This window comes from Bacillus jepli, assembly GCF_047238305.1.
Classification (GTDB): Bacteria; Bacillota; Bacilli; order Bacillales; family Bacillaceae_L; genus Ferdinandcohnia.
Genome location: NZ_JBDFMO010000001.1, coordinates 1536968 through 1553755, shown reverse-complemented (window position 1 = coordinate 1553755; position 16788 = coordinate 1536968). Strand labels below are relative to the sequence as shown.

Below are 16788 nucleotides of genomic sequence, written 5' to 3'. Positions count from 1 at the left end.
TAATCTTTCAGAAAATTTCTTCTCTAATTGTTAGTCGCATTCTTTTTGTCGAAACTAATCTGTTTAAGATGGAAACACTTCAACTAAATCGCAAAAAAATCTCTTAGTTTTGGTTTAATCTAAAAAGGCAAGTTCACAAAATCTAACTATTATCTTGATAGAATAAAATAGTCATGCATATCTATTTTTCTGTAAAGTATAGCAATCTAGTAAAACATATACTAAACTAATTATATTCGTTTATAATAAATCTCCTATCTATTCAGATATGTAAACCCTTTCAAAAAAGGTTGGTGAAAACAAATGAGATTTTTAAATAGTAGGTTTTATAGCATCGCTGAAGTGGCTACAAACTTTTTTTTCCTGAATATACTCTGGCTTGTAATGTGTATACCCATTGTAACCATTTTCCCAGCAACAGCTGCCATGTTTGGAGTCATCCGAAATTGGATGGTAAACAAAGATACGAGCGTATTCCGTGCTTTTTTCACGTTTTTTAAAGAAAACTTCAAACAAAGTTTTATTATCGGAATTTTATGGATGCTGTACATAGGAGTATTTTATATTGATTTATTCGTCTTACAGCAAATGGATGAACTCATAAAGACCATTTTTATGTCTATCCTTTTAGCAATTGGACTCATCTTGGCGGTTATTACCATTCATGTTTTTCCCATCATGGTTCATTTTTCATTATCTTTTACAGGTTTGGTGAAGAATTCTTTATTTTTCTCACTGCTCTATCTACCGACTTCATTATTGATTTTAGTTACCGTCGGTGCAATGATAGGCATACTCTATATATTCCCTATTACACTCCTTTTTATCTTTAGTGTATCCGCCTATGCAGTCTACTTTCTCTGCCACAAAAATTTTCTTAAGGTTGAAACACTGACAAAAGTCAACGACGCTGTCTAAAAAAGTTGCTTTAGAAAATTAGAACCTTACTGTTACTCGACTTACAAAAAAGTAAAACACTCACTAGTATCTATAATTATTATAATAGTAATAATTACTCAGATATAGTGAGTGCCTGCCTATTTTAATAGGTATTGAGTTTCAATCTAAATCTACTTTTCCCATCCTCTTCATACCACATTGGAAAGTTTGTTCCCCAAATGTTGTTGTAAAGGTTAAAATGGATGCCACCTTCTAACGGAGCAAATGTGTTATCAAATTGGAGCAATCGTTTTTGACCTGGCGATACAAGTGGCGAGTCTCTTGTTTCGATCTGAACTTCCCCATCCGCACCATGATAATATACTCCTTTATCAACTGCATGGAGGTTACGGTTGCCATTTTTAACGACCTCAAGAGGTGATATAAGCTCCCCCATTTTTTCAAGCTTCCATAAATTTGGATTATCTACTTGTACTGCAATTGAAAACCATAATGCTTCAGGTAAGCGGTTTGCCTCCTTTTGAAACCATTGGAGTTCAATATCAATTTGGTCGCTCTTCTTATAAAATGTATACTCTATCACAACTGTTTTCGGAGAGCCAAATCCTGAAACAGGTTGCTCTGGCATGACCAGTTCGACAAATACAACATCATTCCCTGCAATTTCACTCTTGCTAATCGAAACAACATTAGGGATAAAAAGTTGATGCTTTGGTGTAGGTATGACAAGCTCCATTCCAGGTTTTCCTTGATCGGCATCAGACCAGCGATGGGTTTGACTTGTATTTTCTACATATTCCTCAAACCATCGATTGAAGTTTTCCACACCAAATAATTCATATGAAAAGACACCTAATCGGTACTGGTCACTCGCCCAAGTTTTTCCTTTTCTATCGACTAAAGACACAATTGATCCATCTTGAGCAAACGTTACCATAAACGTTCCAAGTGAATACGCTGTATTCGTCCTTAATAGCTTCTTTCCTCGTTCTGGCTTCTGCACTTCAAGCTGCTGGAGTGCCTGGCGTGCTTCCTTTTGTCTTCCAAATGATAAAGTGGAGATTGCTTTTTCGATGTAGTCTCGTTGTTCCTTCCAAGAGCTCTCAAATAATTGATAACTTCTTTTATCCCAAGAAGTAGTAAAGATTTGTTCCGATAAACTATCAAACTCATCCATTGCAAATGATCCGATATAGCTATATTTATCTGGAACTGAATCTTTGTCAATTGTATTTTTTACTCTTGCCTTATGAAAATCCTGTTTCGAATAGTTCTTATAATCATTTAAGTATTTCTTTTCGTCTAATCCCCACGTATGCTCAGGAATTAACAATAACCAATCTGAAAATAATAAATTCTCCTCACTTGATACATTCAATTCACCCTGGGCTATCCATTTATTTCGAAGTCTCACTAATTCACGATAATGGGCAACCTTTTTGGGATCTGTTGCCACACCATGAATCCATGAATCGCCAATTTCTTCGTGAATAATGGGAAGGTTATGCTTGATTTCCTGAAGCTTTGACGCAAACTGATCCATTGTCGAGGCCTTGATTACCGCATTTGGAAATTTCTCTTGTAAACTTGCAAATTCAAGTTTAATATCCTCCAAAGTTGGCGGTCCACAGTTATCCCCAGTATGAGCAAATACCATGACCTCTTTCAAACCTTCTATTCTCAGTACATCTCCATAATTATTCGCATAATTCACAATAACCTCTGAGCCATCCTTTCCTTTCCAGACAAAGATTGTTGGCACAGATGGGACCTTTGATGCAGGATTTACACCAAAATGTAAATACTGAATGCCCGCTTTCGCTAAATATGGGATCATCGCCTTTGTGTGCCCTGGCACATCCGTCATTTTAGCAGAGACTGTTTTTTTTCCAAACTTTGCATCTAAGCGTTTTGCTAGTGAAAGCCCATGCTGAAATAGTTCTGCATCGATTAATTCCGTATGTGTTGTAAAAGGAAGTCCATGCCACGCTATATATCCTGCTTCTATTGCGGCAGTCATTCTTTTCGTTTCTTCCTCATTTGCTTGCTTGAAATATTCATGAATTAGCCAGGATCCGGTTGTCCATACAAAACCAGCAGACGTCTCCATGGTATCAAGGTTTTCTGCTAATTCTATCGCTTTCGGAATATATGATTTAATATATTGTTGCGTTACATTTTCAGCTAAATCTGTAAATCCGATATCCAAATGAGTTTTGAAGATGACATGCACCACTTCAATATCCTTCATGTCTCCACTAACCACCCTATCACTTCTTATATTTGTAATCTTTCTGAGATTTTAATGAGGTTTGCTAAACTTAGTTCAAGACTGTCAAATGGGTTACCAGGACAGAAATCCTGTTCCACGCAATAGTACTCTACCCCGTTTTTCTCACCCCATTCAATGATTGGTACAAAATCGATTGAGCCTGTACCGATTTCCGCAAAATGTTTACGATCATCATTTGTCATATCCTTGAGATGGAGAATAGGGATACGATTTGGGAACTTTTTAATGTAGGTTAACGGATCAATTCCAGCCATTTTAACCCAGTAAGTATCAACCTCAGGATAAATGACAATACTGTCTTGTTCTTCTACAATATAATCAAGAGCAAATTTCCCCTCAATTTTTGTCTTGAATTCAAAATCATGATTATGATAACCGACACGATAGCCCCTAGCTTTTTTGGAAACTTCAAGGAGATCCTGCTTTGCTTTCAAGTACCCCTCTACATTCTGCATATCTTCTTCTAGATAATGACAGAAGAAATCTGAAGTCCCAAATAAGTCTGCTTCCTTCAAGACCTGTTCAAGCTCATTGTTCATTCGCTCTAAGCTAATATGCATACCTGCTGTTTTAAGTCCTGTTTCCTTCAACACTTGAGCAATTTCTTCAGGAGAATAAGTATATAGGCCATCAATTTGAACAGCTTCCCAGCCCATTTTCTTTAATTCACGCAATACGCCTGGAAAGTCTTTGCTAATTTCATCTCTTAATGTGTATAATTGAGCTGCAAATTTTTGTCTAATCATCTTTGCTCCTCTTCCATATAGGGTTTTCAATCAAACTAGAATATTAGTCCAATAGATTAAGATATTCCACTTCTGATGCACTTAATTGGATTTCTGATCCTTTGATAGATGAAAGCAATTCCTCTACCTTCTCAGGGCCAATAATGGCCGCAGTAGGATAAGGTTGATTTAATACGTACGCAAGGGCAATTTCATTTGCTGTTGCCCCCTTCTTCTTACCTAATTCTTGGGCACGATTGAAGCGCTCCCAATTTTCATCGCTGTAGTATACGCGTATGAATTCCTCATTGTCACGATTTTTAGGCGTAAAGCGACCACTGAAAAACCCCCCCGCTTGTGAAGACCATGATAATAGTGGCAGCTGATTCCCTTTATGCCAGTTTGAAATTTCTTCATTGACTGACACGCATCCAGGCCATCTCGGTTCATTACACTGTGCTAAGCTTAGGTTAGGGCTATTAAAAGTAAAGCCTACTAAGCCATGTTTCGAAGCATACCTATTTGCTTCTTGTATTCGTTCATGCGACCAATTGGATGCACCGATTGCGTGTAGTCTACCTACCTCTACATGTTTATTGAGAATCTCCATGATGGGACCAACCTCAACATTTGGATCGTCCCGGTGAAGAGCATAGAAATCAATATAATTGGTACGAAGTCTTTCTAAGCTTTCCATGATATCCTTTGTGATAGCAGCAGGATGAACACGCTGCCCTGGCTCCCCATCGTCAGGGTGAGCGCCCTTTGTTAAAATATAGATATCCTTACGTATTCCTCTTTTATCAAGCCACTCTCCTAAAACTTCTTCACTATTAATATACTGATGGGCAGCATCAAATGTGTTTCCACCAGCTTCAATAAACTTTTCCATGATCGAAAACGCGCTACCTTTGCTATCTAATTGGTAAAAACCTGCTGTCCCCATAATTAACCGCGATACTTTTTTCTCAACCGATTTCTGATCAACTAACCCTCTAAGTGTTAAGTAGTTCATCGGCAGACCCTCTATTCTCGTAAAATTTTTCTCTTTCCTGTATCATAACGTCTGGAATGTTCGTATCCATTGCATCAATTCCCCATGCTAAAATGGTCTTCCAGACATTGAGATCATCACTCATACTCCCATGTACATAAAATCCTTGGTTATGTAATTCCTCTACTAAACGTGGAGATAAATGAATGACCGGCACATTTAGTACTTGTGCCTGAATCGAACGCAAGTATTCAGCTGGATTCAACATTCTTGATGCACTAATTGCACTCGTGATGATTTTTTTGCTGCATCGCCTCGCTTGCACTAAGGATGCGTGATTGAAGGACATAATCTGTACTTGATCCTCCATACCGTAGTGCTCAATAAGGTCAACAACCTTCTTGGCAAGTGGTTCATCCAAATGCTCTAATTGTTTAAGCTCAATATTCAGCCAGATTTTATCTTTAGACCAAGCTAAGACTTCTTCAAACGTTGGTATCCTTTCACCAGTAAAACTTTCAGAAAACCATGAACCCGCATCTAGCTGCTTTACCTCTGTTAGTGTGTGCTCATGAACAAAGCCCCTACCATTTGTTCGTTTGTCAAGGAAAAAGTCATGGTACACAATGACTTCGCCGTCTTTAGTTAATTGAACATCTAATTCAAGCATATCAGCCTTTAACTCATATGCCTTTTTAAAGGCAGACATCGTGTTTTCAGGGCAATAGGCTGAAGCCCCTCGATGTGCTCCAATATAGTTGATTTGGCTTCCTTGAAAAATTCGTTTAATCTTACTCACCTTCCCCATCTATGAAAAATAAGGTGATACCTATAAACTAGCATTGATTTCCGACTTATTATCTTATTTCTAATTTAAATTATCGTTAGAAAAATAGATTGGATTACTCAATGCGGCCATTAGTCGTTGCTTGACCTCCGGAAAATACCGCCAAACTTCAACTCTGTAGAACGATCGATTATTAATCTCCCAATCTAAGTTCAGTTGGTCTTGTTCTTTTTCAATTATGACTTCTTTTTCATTTCCTTTATTTGAAATAACCTTAACAATATCACTGTATTGAACATTATTTACTTTTAATTCCACTTTCCGATCAGATTCCTTGCATACATCACCAACCATACTATCTCCACAAGTTAGGTTAATAAATGGACCTTCTGGTGCGTAGCTTAACACAACATGTCCTTTATCAATTGTTTTCAGTATTTCAGGGCTTGTTAATGCTTTGCTGTATACCCAATTCGTCGGCATTCCGTGCTTTACATGGACTTGCTGTGGATTGTGAGCATCACTGCCGCCAACGGCAACAAGTCTCTTTCCATCAACAAGTTGCTCATGCCACCAATTGACTGCATCTTGGTTATCTTCCCTCCATGGTCCGTTCCATACTTCGACCCAGTCATAGTCAAAATTCCAATCCAATCTCCAACCTGTATATCGGCAAAAAGGATGGTTCAGAGAAACATATGTACCTTGCTCACGCGCTTCTTTTATACGGCTATGCAAATCCTCCATTGTGTTTACACGAAAGTCCTTCACTGGATCATTCACACCATAAAAATTTAGATGCCCTTTGTTCGTTGTAAGCTCCATCCCGGGAATAAACAAGGTATTTGTATCGCGAGGGTATGCTTCATTTTGGCTTGCGGTATTATGGTCTGTGATACCTACAAAATCAAGCCCGATATTTTCAACAAGCTCTGCTTTTTCCCTAAGGGTAAACTTTCCATCGCTGTGCACACTGTGAGTATGGAGGTCACCTTTTATCCAACGATGCGTTTCCAATGTGTATTCGACCGTTACATTTACTGTACACCCCTTTTCGGCTACCTTGTAACTTCCAAGGATAACTGCCCAATCTCCCGCATGAATTTCTCCGTGTAAATATCCAGGTGTTGCTTTTGCCTGGTGGATAAAAAACTCTGTCCGCGCTCCACCACTCCAGCCACGAACTCGATATGGATCTTTTACACCTAAATCAATAATGCTTGATGCTGCACCATTATGAACGACATCCATTTTTACGTAGAATTGTTCGACCCCTTCAGGTACTGCGAATGGAATCTCAATGTATAGTCCTTCTTCTTCATGTGAGATAAATCGTGATACCGTTTCCGTCTTTACATCAACTTGTACATTCGTCATTTCTAATACCTCCTAAGTGGGTCGCTATTCTTTCGTTGAACCAAGCATGATTCCTTTTACAAAATACTTTTGCACAAATGGATATATGATTAATAGCGGAATAAGCGCGATTACAATCCCTGCCATTCGAACGTTCGCCGTCATAAAATCACTACTAGATGTGGCATCCGACGTTAAGATGATTGAACGAAGGGCCAGCTGTAACGTATATTTCGTATCGTCATTAATATATAGTAGTGCAGAAGTAAAGTGATTCCATCTACTAACAAATTCAAATAAAGTAACAGTTGCAAGGCCTGGTTTAGCTAGTGGTAAATAGATTTGAAGAAAAATCTTAAAATCTCCAGCTCCATCCATTTTTGCAGATTCTGCTAAGCTATATGGAACTGAAAGGAAAAAGTTCCTCATTAATAGAACACTAAAACCTGAAACCAACCCATGGATGATTAATGAAGTTAGCGTATTTAATAATCCTAAATCTTTATTTACGACATAAAGCGGAATCATGATTGCTTCACCAGGAATCATCATCGTTAGCATAATTAAAGTAAGCATAAGGTTCTTACCAGGCAAACCTCTTTGAATTAATACATAACCCGCCATTGCAGATAAAAATACATGGACAATCGTACCTATCACGGTAACATAGACATTGTTTAAAAATGGCCTCCATAGCTCCATTTTTCTCCATATAGTTTCATAGCCTTCAAAACTTATTTCTGTAGGAAACAATTTTATACCAGGTTTCATAGACTCAATATTTGAAGATATTGAAACGGTAATCGTATTTAGTAAAGGTACAATCATGGTAAGTACTAATAGCAATAGAAAGAGAGTGTTTAGACTGTAAAAAAATCTTCTCTTCCAACTGAAATGTCTCCAACTCTGCATTTTCTATGCCTCCTCATCAAATCGTGTTATTTTTCTAGCAACAAGTGTTAAAATTAACGTTGCAATAATAACAATAAATGACGCTGCTGTTGCAATCCCCATTTGAAACTCGAGAATCCCCTTCTCATATGTATATGTCATTAACACGTCTACTTTTCGAGTGATGGCGGGATTTCGCATAACAAAGATCTGGTCAAATATTTTCAATACACCCAATAGATTTAATAGGAAAACAACCTTCATCGTTGGGATTAAAGATGGTAACATAATATGTTTAATTTCATGCCAGCGAGAAGCACCATCAATTCGTGCAGCTTCATATAACGAGGGGTTTATACTCACAATTGCCGCTAAATAAAGAATACAGGTGTAACCCATATCCTTCCAAATTGCAGAAAGAATCATGAGAGGACGTGCATACTCTTCTTTTGTGAAGAAATGGACCGGTTCTCCTCCAAATGCTTTTATAATTTCATTCACAAGTCCTCCATCAGGAGAGAGTAAATAGATCCAAATTCCTCCAACAACAACCCATGAAAATAAATGTGGGATATAAATGACCATTTGCGTGAATTTCTTGAATGAAGCGCGAATGACTTCATTTAATGAGATAGCGACTATGATCGGGAAAACAAATCCTATCATCAGGATTCCTCCACCAATCATCACTGTGTTCACCAGCACACGCCAAAATATTGGATCATTTAGGACGGTTATGTAATTTTCTAACCCTACAAATGGTCGATCACCAATAAGCCTAAATTCTTGTAAACTAATCACAAATCCCCTTGCTAAGGGATAATAGGAAAATAAAATAAAATAGACTGCAATTGGTATCATCATCATGTAAAGCCATGCATGTTGTTTAATTGCTTTCATTCATATCATCACCTTTTTACACGGTTCAGAGGTGTTTCGGGTTCTTAGTAGAATGCGTAAGACCTCACGACCGTTAGTGTGGTTAAAAAAGAAGGAGGGCTTTTCAGCTCCACCCTCTTCATTCATTTATTTATCAATTAAATCTGCATCTAATAATTCTTTATGCATTTGATTTACTGCTTCTGTTGCATCCATTTCACCCATCATCGCTTTAAATGCATAGTTTTGGATGATTTTTTCTGCTTGTGGCCAACTTTCAGTTGAAACCTCTAATGAAGAGTTACTAAGAATAACTTCTTGTGCTTCTTTTACACCTGGTAACATACCAAATGGATTTTCCCAGTTCGTGTTATTTGGAATAACAACCCCATGGTCCATACCGTGTTCTTCCCCAGTTGCTGTTAATTCATATTTTCCATCCGTTAATGTGTAGTCGTGATCCAAAATTCCAAGCGTACTTAATACATTACCTTCTTCAGAATGCCAGAATTCAAGGAATTCTTTAGCAACATCTGGATTTTCAGCATTTACAGGAATTGCCCATACACTTGGGTCTCCACGACGAAGCATTTTCTTACCATCTGGACCTGCAGCAGCGTTAATACCTTTTGCCACGAATTCAGTGTTTGGGTCTTCTGTTAATTTAATGTTGTTAAATAATCCAACCCATGCATCCCAGTATGTAACCATGCCTACACGGTCAGTTAAGAATAACTCACGCATTTTACCTGTATCATTGGTTGCAAAGTTCGGATCTAATATACCTTCTTTATAAAGCTTTGCGAACCATTCAAATACAGGAACAGCCGCTTCAGTTGCGATTGGAATGGTACGATTTCCATCTTCATCAATGACATAACGATATTTTACGCCAGCCGCACTAAAAAATCCTTGAACATCATACATACCAGCAGTTGATAGACCGTATGTGTCATCCTTGCCATTTCCGTCTGGATCTTGTTCTTTAAACGCTTTTAATACATTGTAGTAATCGTCAAGAGTTTCAGGTGCTTCAAGGTTTAATTTCTCCATCCAGTCTTGACGAACGGTTGGCAATGTTCCACCTTCAAACTTATTAAACACACCATAGATCTTACCATCCTCATACTTAATTAGATCCCATTCCTCTGTTGGAATCACGGATGGGTCAGATAATATCTTGGAACCTTCAATTGTATCGTTTAATTCAGTTAATGCACCTTGATCGACTAAAATATCCATTAGGTTTTTAGTAAGTAGGATAAGGTCAAACTTTTCACCAGACGACATAGAAGCCATAAGCTTTTGGTCATAATCAGCAGGGGGTTTAACCATTTCTACTTTAATACCTGTTAATCTTTCAATCTCTTTAATAAATAAGTCATTTTCTTCTGGTGTTTTCCCACCTACTACGTTCGTTAACATCCGCAGAGTTTTTTCACCGTTTTTTTGATCAGTTTCCCCATTCTGATTACTGCTTGACTCCTTAGATGTACAAGCCGTTAGCAGCAAGCTAAAAATCATTAAAGCCATCATAAAAAGCTTAAATCCCTTTTTCGATTTCATTACATTACCTCCTATTTTCCTGAAAATCTCATAATTAATCGGCATTGCAAACGTTCTCAATGTGTCAATTCTATGCTGTCATAACAACCCTTAACAGGATGTTCTCAGAAGGTAACATCCCCCCCTTCAATAATATAGATTTAAATGTTACTTTCTACTTGGTTGAGATTTTTGCATGAATCTCGAATCACTAATTTCGCAGGAATCATCTTTTGTTTTGGTGCCAGCTGTTCAGTTAATACATTAATTAATACTTCCGCAGCTTCCTCCCCAAGTTTCTCAGGGAATAGTTCAATACTTGTAAGCTTTGGAGTTGTTTCTAACGCAAGAGTTTCACTATTACTCAGAGCGATTAAAGACAAGTCATCAGGTACCTCTATTCCTAACTCCCTAGCAGCACGCAATACCCCAAGTGCTACTCGATCCGTATCGGCAATAACAGCTGTGACCTTATTTTTTTTATACACCTCTAGCAAACTATGAAAGCCAAAATCAGAGGCATTCTTATATTGCTCGATATCGTTATAGACAACATTTTCATCTACAAATGGAAGATTGTAGTTTTCAAAAGCTTGCCTTAACCCCACCTTACGATCTTCTGCAACAGTCATGCCCTTTTCTGCATTCAAAAACAGAATGTCTTGGTGACCATTCTCAATTAAATACTCACCAACTTGTTTAACAATTTCAGTGTTATTATTGTCAACAAACTTTATTTCATCGTCATCTCTACTAGGACTGCCAATTAAAACAAACGGAAGATTAAAATTCTTATATTGTTCTATCCTCGGATCATTATCTTTTGGATTTAATAAGATCACTCCATCTACTGGATCTCGCGAATATAAAGATGAATTTTCACTTTCAAAGTTCCTGTCCAGGAGAACACGATACCCATTTTCTGTGCACTTTCTTACAACCCCATTGATTACCTTTAAATCAAAGCTGCCCAACTCAAAATCTAACGTCGGCATTTTCAAGCCAATAATCATTGTTTTCTTAATTGCCAGACTTCTTGCGATATGATTTGGAACATAGTTAAGTTCTTTCGCAGCATTTATTACCCGCTCAGTAACTTCAGCACTGATTGGACGTTTCTTACTAAATACATTTGAAACAGTCCCCTTTGAGACCCCAGACTTTTTCGCAACATCATCGATCGTAACCATATGTACTCCTTTACATTAAATTAAAATAATAAAACCGGTTTAATGATTATGAAAAATAAAAAACACCCTTGCTGAACTAAATATAGTAAAAGTTTAAAGACTCCACTTGCTAAATATAGAGGTATTCTTAATAAGAATGCACCATTCATTAAAACGGTTTAATTGCTTTAATACATTTTTTCTATCTTTAACTCTTTAATTTCTTGTTTTATGTTTTTTCCCTTTATTTTGATTGCCTACGACGTAATCTTACTAATAAATTCGGTAAAAATCTATTAAATCAATGTAAATAATTGTACTTTTCTGGTAAACATTATTAAGATTGTAAAAAACCGGTTTAATAAATGATTACGCTTTCATTATAGGTAATCTTTCCTAATAACGCAATGAGAAATTTAAAAATATTAAAAATAAAGTTTAAACAAAAGTAATAACAGACATGGGAAATCTCCTTATCTTGTAATCTATTTTTTTAAAAATAGGACCCGAGACGAGATATATGAAGTTTTTTTCTTTTGACATTTTAAACATCCTCCCATAATGCCATTTTCCCTCTCTCCTATCAAAAAAACTCCCCAATATCCATGGGGAGTCACCTATACTTTATTTACCATTCACTCCGAGAGCAATGGAACCTGCTAACCCGGCATTATCACCTAGCCCTGGTAGAACGATGTAGTTGTCAATATTCTCTGGTGTTAATTCAGGAACAACCACATACCCATTTAACAATTCCAATACCTGTTTCCGAACGAGTGGCAGTAAGTGTTCCTGCTTCATCACACCGCCACCTACAACAATCTTTTTCGGAGATAAAACAAGGATATAATTCATTAACGCTTGCGCTAGATAAAAAGATTCGATTTCCCACACTTCTGGTTGATCCGTTAGGTCTTTTCCTTTTTTGTTCCATCTTTTCTCAAGAGCTGGACCTGCCGCCAACCCCTCAAGGCAGTCCCCATGATAAGGACAAAATCCTTCGAATGTATCATTTGGATGACGCTTCACAAGGATATGGCCCATTTCAGGATGGGTTAACCCTTGGAATGGCTTCCCGTCTATAACCGCACCAACGCCAATTCCTGTTCCAACAGTCATATACAGACAACTGTCCAAGCCCTTCGCTGCACCCCAAGTAGATTCAGCTAGTGCTGCTGCTGTTACATCTGTATGAAACCCAATTGGGACGTTAAAATGATTCTTAAGTGCACCCACAATATTAAAATTCTTCCACTTCACCTTTGGTGTTTGCGTGATATATCCGTACGTTTCGCTCGCCATATCTACATCAATTGGTCCAAACGATCCGACTCCAATCGCTTCAACTTCTTTATCTTGAAAAAATGAAAAGACTTTTTCCATCGTTTCTTCTGGAGTTGTAGTTGGGAAAGAAACCCTTTCGTAAATCTCTCCATGTTCATTCCCTACTCCACAGACAAACTTTGTTCCGCCTGCTTCGATACCACCAATTCGCATAACGTCTACCTCTCCTATCTGATTAAAATGGCGAAGAATGGGACACGTCCCGCTCCGCTCCGGACAAAGGGACTGTTCCCGTCCCACTATTCCCCAACGACGATTCCTTTCACGACATTCAGGCTTGGGTACTCCTTCATAATCTCTGGTAATTCATCCATTGTGAAGCGATGGCTAAGCAATGGTTTGATTTGGATTTTTCCTTGTTCAACTAAGGCAATGGCTTGCTCATGTGTGTGGGGATTGATGAATGAACCTTTAATGGTTAATTCTTTTGAAAAAATCTCATATGGGTTCACTTCTATTTTTGTATCCGGTGCTGATACGCCAAAAAGTAAGACTGAACCACCCTTTCGTGCCATTTGCACGGCCTGGGTCATACTCTCTTTTCGTCCCACACATTCAATGACAAGATCAAATCCACTATCAAAGGACTCAAGTTCACTTGGGGTCACTGCCCTATCAGCCCTCAATTCAATGGTGACTTCATGTTTTGTTTGGTCGGGTTCACTGACTGTGACGTTTGTTCCGTACATTTTTGCCATTTGTAGCATCATAAGGCCAATGTAGCCACCACCGACGATTAGAACAGATGCACCTGGCCAGAATGTCACCTGACTAACACCGTGTAATACACAACCAAGCGGCTCGATCATCGCTCCCTCTTCATAAGATAGCTTGTCTGGGAGTATGTAGCAATTTGCGGATGGAACGGCACAGTATTCTCCCATGCCACCGTTTCTTGTTACACCAACTGCTTGTAAGTCTTCACATAGGTGCGGACGCCCACCGCGGCAGTATTCACATTCCCCACAATACATATTCGGATCAATTGAGACGCGATCCCCCTGCTTTAGTGTGGTTACTTTTGCTCCGACCGTTACGACCTCTCCCGCTAATTCGTGTCCTAACACAATCGGATACTGAACCTCGGCAGAACCAGGTAGTCCATGATAAATATGCTGGTCTGTTCCGCAAATTCCACAGGCTTTCACTTTTACGACGACTTCATGATCTGCTGGTTCCGGAACAGGAAGCTCTTGTATTTCCATTTTCATTCTATCAATTAATACAGCAGCTTTCATTTTTTTCTCCACCTTATTGTACCGAATTAATTGCTGAAACTCGTAATCCAGTAAAGTCTACTTTTTCACCTTCAAGATGACCAATTTCAATCGTCTTGGTTTCATTTGGCATTAAATCAAAGAAATTGTCACTAAAATGAATTTTCTTTGCAGGAATCTCTAGTTTTACCATTCTTGCATGATTGTCAGTACGTACAGTAACTGTCTGATTCTCCTTGTCAACGTCTACCTGAAGATGAGCTTGAGGTAGTGCTAACTCTTTATGATCTCTTAAATAATACACATTTTGTTGTGCCTTACCTTCCACAGAAGATAGACGAATCACAACCTCATTCGCAGGGTAACTGCTGAGCAGCTCCTCTTCTGTAAAACTTGTTATTTTAACGGAAGCATTTGCCTTAACCTCAACAGGTAGGGTCGTTGTAAATAATTCTTCACCATTGAAGCTTTCAACCTTTAATTCTAGTACATCAGTATACGTCTCCAGTAAATCATTGACCACCCAAATATGGAGATCGCTTCCTGCATCATGATCAATCGTTAATAAAAGCGGATGGAAGAATTTCTTCGCGTAATAATACGATGCTTTTGGAAGCTGATAATAGTCAATCATCGACCAGCTTGTACCAGGCCAGCAATCATTTAGCTGCCAAATTAGAGATCCACTTGTAAATGGCTTGTTCCGACGATAATGCTCAATCCCACACTTCAATCCTTCTGCTTGAGTCATCATGGAAAAATTCATGTATTCTTCAATATTTGTAGGGATCCCCGTGTAGCCTTCCATGAGCATAATCCCTTTTTGATGATGATAGTCCTTGTTGCGATAGGACATTTCATCACTGCCCCAATAGAATGTTCCCTCTGGAAGATTATCCTCTAATGTAAATCGATTCGCTGAGGCATGCATACCGAATTCACTGCTAAAACGCGTATAATCCTTTTTATAGTTTTTAAAAGACACACCTTCAACACTATAATCCTGACCTAAATTCTCTCCAAACTTTCGAGGCTCGACATTACCATGCCATACCTGCCAATTGTGACGATCGCCAACCTCTTGAGAGTCATGGTCATTTCCGCCAAATGGGGAGCTTGGCCAATAAAGACGACTAGTATCCAACTCCTCTAATAATTCCGGAATAAGCTCATGGTAGATTTTTTCTCCGTAAAACGCAGTACTAATGTTTCCTGCTGTATATTCCACTTCGTAAAGCCAGTCATTTTCGTTGTTTCCACACCATAAAGCAATTGATAGATGATTACGCAGCATCTTAATAGCTGACTCTATTTCTTTTCGTACATTTTGCATATAGTTATAGTTGTAATCCGGGTATAAAGCACAGGCAAACATGAAGTCCTGCCATACTAGGATACCAAGGCGGTCACATTCCTGATAAAAAATGTCTCTCTCATAGATTCCACCGCCCCAGACGCGAATCATGTTCATATGCGCCTCTTTCGCTTGGGCTAAGAGCTGACTGTACCTGGAGTCTGGAGCAACCCCTATAAAGCTATCAATTGGAATCCAGTTAGCGCCCTTCGCAAACATTTCAACACCGTTTAATACAAACGTAAAACGGTTATTGCCCTCAGCATCTTTTTGCATCACCTCAATGATTCGAACGCCAACATCCGTTGATTCCGAATCTATCACTTCTTCGTGACAAACGAGTTCCACATCAAGCGTATAAAGATGAGGTGTCCCTAAATCATGACTCCACCAAAGTTTTGGATTCTCGATCTCGATTGTAAAATTCACATTGTTTTTCTGAACCTGTGCTGTTTTTGTGATTTCAGTATCGCCATCATGGAACTTCACATTTACTGATAAAGGAGAATTTCGTACATATGTCTTTGTATCTACATCAATTTCAACAACCGCTTTGTCATTCGCAAGTTCTACTGTTCTAGCAAACACACTGTCAATCTTGGCTATTTTTCGTTTTTCGAGTCGTACATCCTTCCAAATACCAGCCGTTACGATTTGTGGACCCCAATCCCAGCCAAAATGATACTGAGCTTTACGTGCCCAAATCCGATCTTTTCCGTAGCCAGCCCAGTAATTCTTTTCCTTATCCTTTAGGACATCGGCGACAACATCGAATTTAACCGCAATGATGTTTTTTCCATCAAGGACTTCTCTTGTCACATCAAACACATGAGGAATAAACATATTTTCAGTAGAGGCAATTTCGCATCCATTTAAGTAAATCGTTGCGTACGTATCAAGCCCTTCAAAGATTAATTCGAGGCGCTCGTCTCCTTGGAGACTTTTCATATCATATTGAAATTCTGTCCGGTACCACCAAATCTTCTCAGAAACCCATTTTGATTTTAAATCATTATGTCCGAAAAATGGGTGATCAATTAATCCCTTCTGAATTAACGTGGAATGAACATCACCTGGTACATTCGCAGTCATCCAAAAATGGTCGATATAGTCTGGTGCAGCGATTGCTAAATCACGCTCTTGTCCTCGTTCAAAATGCTGAATTTTCCAGTTCTGTGTTAGTTTCATAGGTTGTCATCCTTCTTACTAAATTTTTTATAAGTGAGCGATTTAGATATTTAAGCTCGGTAAATTTCATCAATATGGACTTCAATAGACAACGCTTCCAAGTAATTTTAATAGAGTGGGACAAGGGACCTGCCCCACAGTCCCAC

13 protein-coding genes are annotated in these 16788 nt (G+C 38.4%); 1 reads left to right on the top strand and 12 read right to left on the bottom strand.

What is annotated here, in order from left to right:
- The first annotated feature begins 303 nt into the window (after positions 1–303).
- Positions 304–918: a YesL family protein gene (locus ABC371_RS07715; protein WP_412896258.1), complete on the top strand. Its 615-nt coding sequence runs from the start codon at positions 304–306 to the stop codon at positions 916–918.
- A 124-nt stretch (positions 919–1042) separates the two neighbouring features.
- On the opposite strand, the gene ABC371_RS07710 is transcribed toward ABC371_RS07715, so the two are convergent.
- From ABC371_RS07710 to ABC371_RS07655, 12 genes are all read right to left on the bottom strand, one after another.
- A complete protein-coding gene (locus tag ABC371_RS07710) occupies positions 1043–3151 on the bottom strand; it encodes a DUF5054 domain-containing protein (RefSeq protein WP_412896257.1) in 2109 nt (702 codons plus the stop codon).
- A gap of 26 nt (positions 3152–3177) precedes the next feature.
- The gene (locus ABC371_RS07705) at positions 3178–3939 is read right to left on the bottom strand and encodes a sugar phosphate isomerase/epimerase family protein (protein WP_412896256.1); all 762 of its coding nucleotides are present in this window, start codon (positions 3937–3939) and stop codon (positions 3178–3180) included.
- A gap of 43 nt (positions 3940–3982) precedes the next feature.
- Positions 3983–4933, bottom strand: coding sequence for an aldo/keto reductase (locus ABC371_RS07700; protein WP_412896255.1), 951 nt, complete (start codon positions 4931–4933; stop codon positions 3983–3985).
- On the bottom strand, positions 4914–5711 hold the full coding sequence (locus tag ABC371_RS07695; protein WP_412896254.1) for a glycerophosphodiester phosphodiesterase: 798 nt from the start codon (positions 5709–5711) through the stop codon (positions 4914–4916). Before ABC371_RS07695 ends, ABC371_RS07700 begins: the two co-directional genes overlap by 20 nt.
- A gap of 69 nt (positions 5712–5780) precedes the next feature.
- Positions 5781–7076, bottom strand: a complete 1296-nt coding sequence (locus ABC371_RS07690) for a CehA/McbA family metallohydrolase (RefSeq protein WP_412896253.1) — start codon at positions 7074–7076, stop codon at positions 5781–5783.
- Between the two features lie 24 nt (positions 7077–7100).
- A complete protein-coding gene (locus tag ABC371_RS07685) occupies positions 7101–7967 on the bottom strand; it encodes a carbohydrate ABC transporter permease (protein ID WP_412896252.1) in 867 nt (288 codons plus the stop codon).
- A gap of 3 nt (positions 7968–7970) precedes the next feature.
- Positions 7971–8846, bottom strand: coding sequence for an ABC transporter permease subunit (locus ABC371_RS07680; RefSeq protein ID WP_412896251.1), 876 nt, complete (start codon positions 8844–8846; stop codon positions 7971–7973).
- 126 nt (positions 8847–8972) lie between these two features.
- Complete coding sequence (locus tag ABC371_RS07675; protein ID WP_412896250.1) at positions 8973–10391, bottom strand: extracellular solute-binding protein; 1419 nt, start codon at positions 10389–10391, stop codon at positions 8973–8975.
- A gap of 140 nt (positions 10392–10531) precedes the next feature.
- Complete coding sequence (locus ABC371_RS07670) at positions 10532–11560, bottom strand: LacI family DNA-binding transcriptional regulator (RefSeq protein WP_412896249.1); 1029 nt, start codon at positions 11558–11560, stop codon at positions 10532–10534.
- Positions 11561–12163: 603 nt separating this feature from the next.
- The gene (locus tag ABC371_RS07665) at positions 12164–13036 is read right to left on the bottom strand and encodes an ROK family protein (RefSeq protein ID WP_412896248.1); all 873 of its coding nucleotides are present in this window, start codon (positions 13034–13036) and stop codon (positions 12164–12166) included.
- Positions 13037–13122: 86 nt separating this feature from the next.
- A complete protein-coding gene (locus ABC371_RS07660) occupies positions 13123–14121 on the bottom strand; it encodes a zinc-dependent alcohol dehydrogenase family protein (RefSeq protein ID WP_412896247.1) in 999 nt (332 codons plus the stop codon).
- A gap of 13 nt (positions 14122–14134) precedes the next feature.
- On the bottom strand, positions 14135–16642 hold the full coding sequence (locus ABC371_RS07655; protein WP_412896246.1) for a beta-mannosidase: 2508 nt from the start codon (positions 16640–16642) through the stop codon (positions 14135–14137).
- Between the last annotated feature and the right edge of the window lie 146 nt (positions 16643–16788).

What these genes read in the sequence shown, in the direction of transcription:
- ABC371_RS07715 (WP_412896258.1), top strand. Translation starts at nt 304, where the DNA reads ATGAGATTTTTAAATAGTAGGTTTTATAGCATCGCTGAAGTGGCTACA.
- ABC371_RS07710 (WP_412896257.1), bottom strand. Translation starts at nt 3,151, where the DNA reads ATGAAGGATATTGAAGTGGTGCATGTCATCTTCAAAACTCATTTGGAT.
- ABC371_RS07705 (WP_412896256.1), bottom strand. Translation starts at nt 3,939, where the DNA reads ATGATTAGACAAAAATTTGCAGCTCAATTATACACATTAAGAGATGAA.
- ABC371_RS07700 (WP_412896255.1), bottom strand. Translation starts at nt 4,933, where the DNA reads ATGAACTACTTAACACTTAGAGGGTTAGTTGATCAGAAATCGGTTGAG.
- ABC371_RS07690 (WP_412896253.1), bottom strand. Translation starts at nt 7,076, where the DNA reads ATGACGAATGTACAAGTTGATGTAAAGACGGAAACGGTATCACGATTT.
- ABC371_RS07685 (WP_412896252.1), bottom strand. Translation starts at nt 7,967, where the DNA reads ATGCAGAGTTGGAGACATTTCAGTTGGAAGAGAAGATTTTTTTACAGT.
- ABC371_RS07680 (WP_412896251.1), bottom strand. Translation starts at nt 8,846, where the DNA reads ATGAAAGCAATTAAACAACATGCATGGCTTTACATGATGATGATACCA.
- ABC371_RS07675 (WP_412896250.1), bottom strand. Translation starts at nt 10,391, where the DNA reads ATGAAATCGAAAAAGGGATTTAAGCTTTTTATGATGGCTTTAATGATT.
- ABC371_RS07670 (WP_412896249.1), bottom strand. Translation starts at nt 11,560, where the DNA reads ATGGTTACGATCGATGATGTTGCGAAAAAGTCTGGGGTCTCAAAGGGG.
- ABC371_RS07665 (WP_412896248.1), bottom strand. Translation starts at nt 13,036, where the DNA reads ATGCGAATTGGTGGTATCGAAGCAGGCGGAACAAAGTTTGTCTGTGGA.
- ABC371_RS07660 (WP_412896247.1), bottom strand. Translation starts at nt 14,121, where the DNA reads ATGAAAGCTGCTGTATTAATTGATAGAATGAAAATGGAAATACAAGAG.
- ABC371_RS07655 (WP_412896246.1), bottom strand. Translation starts at nt 16,642, where the DNA reads ATGAAACTAACACAGAACTGGAAAATTCAGCATTTTGAACGAGGACAA.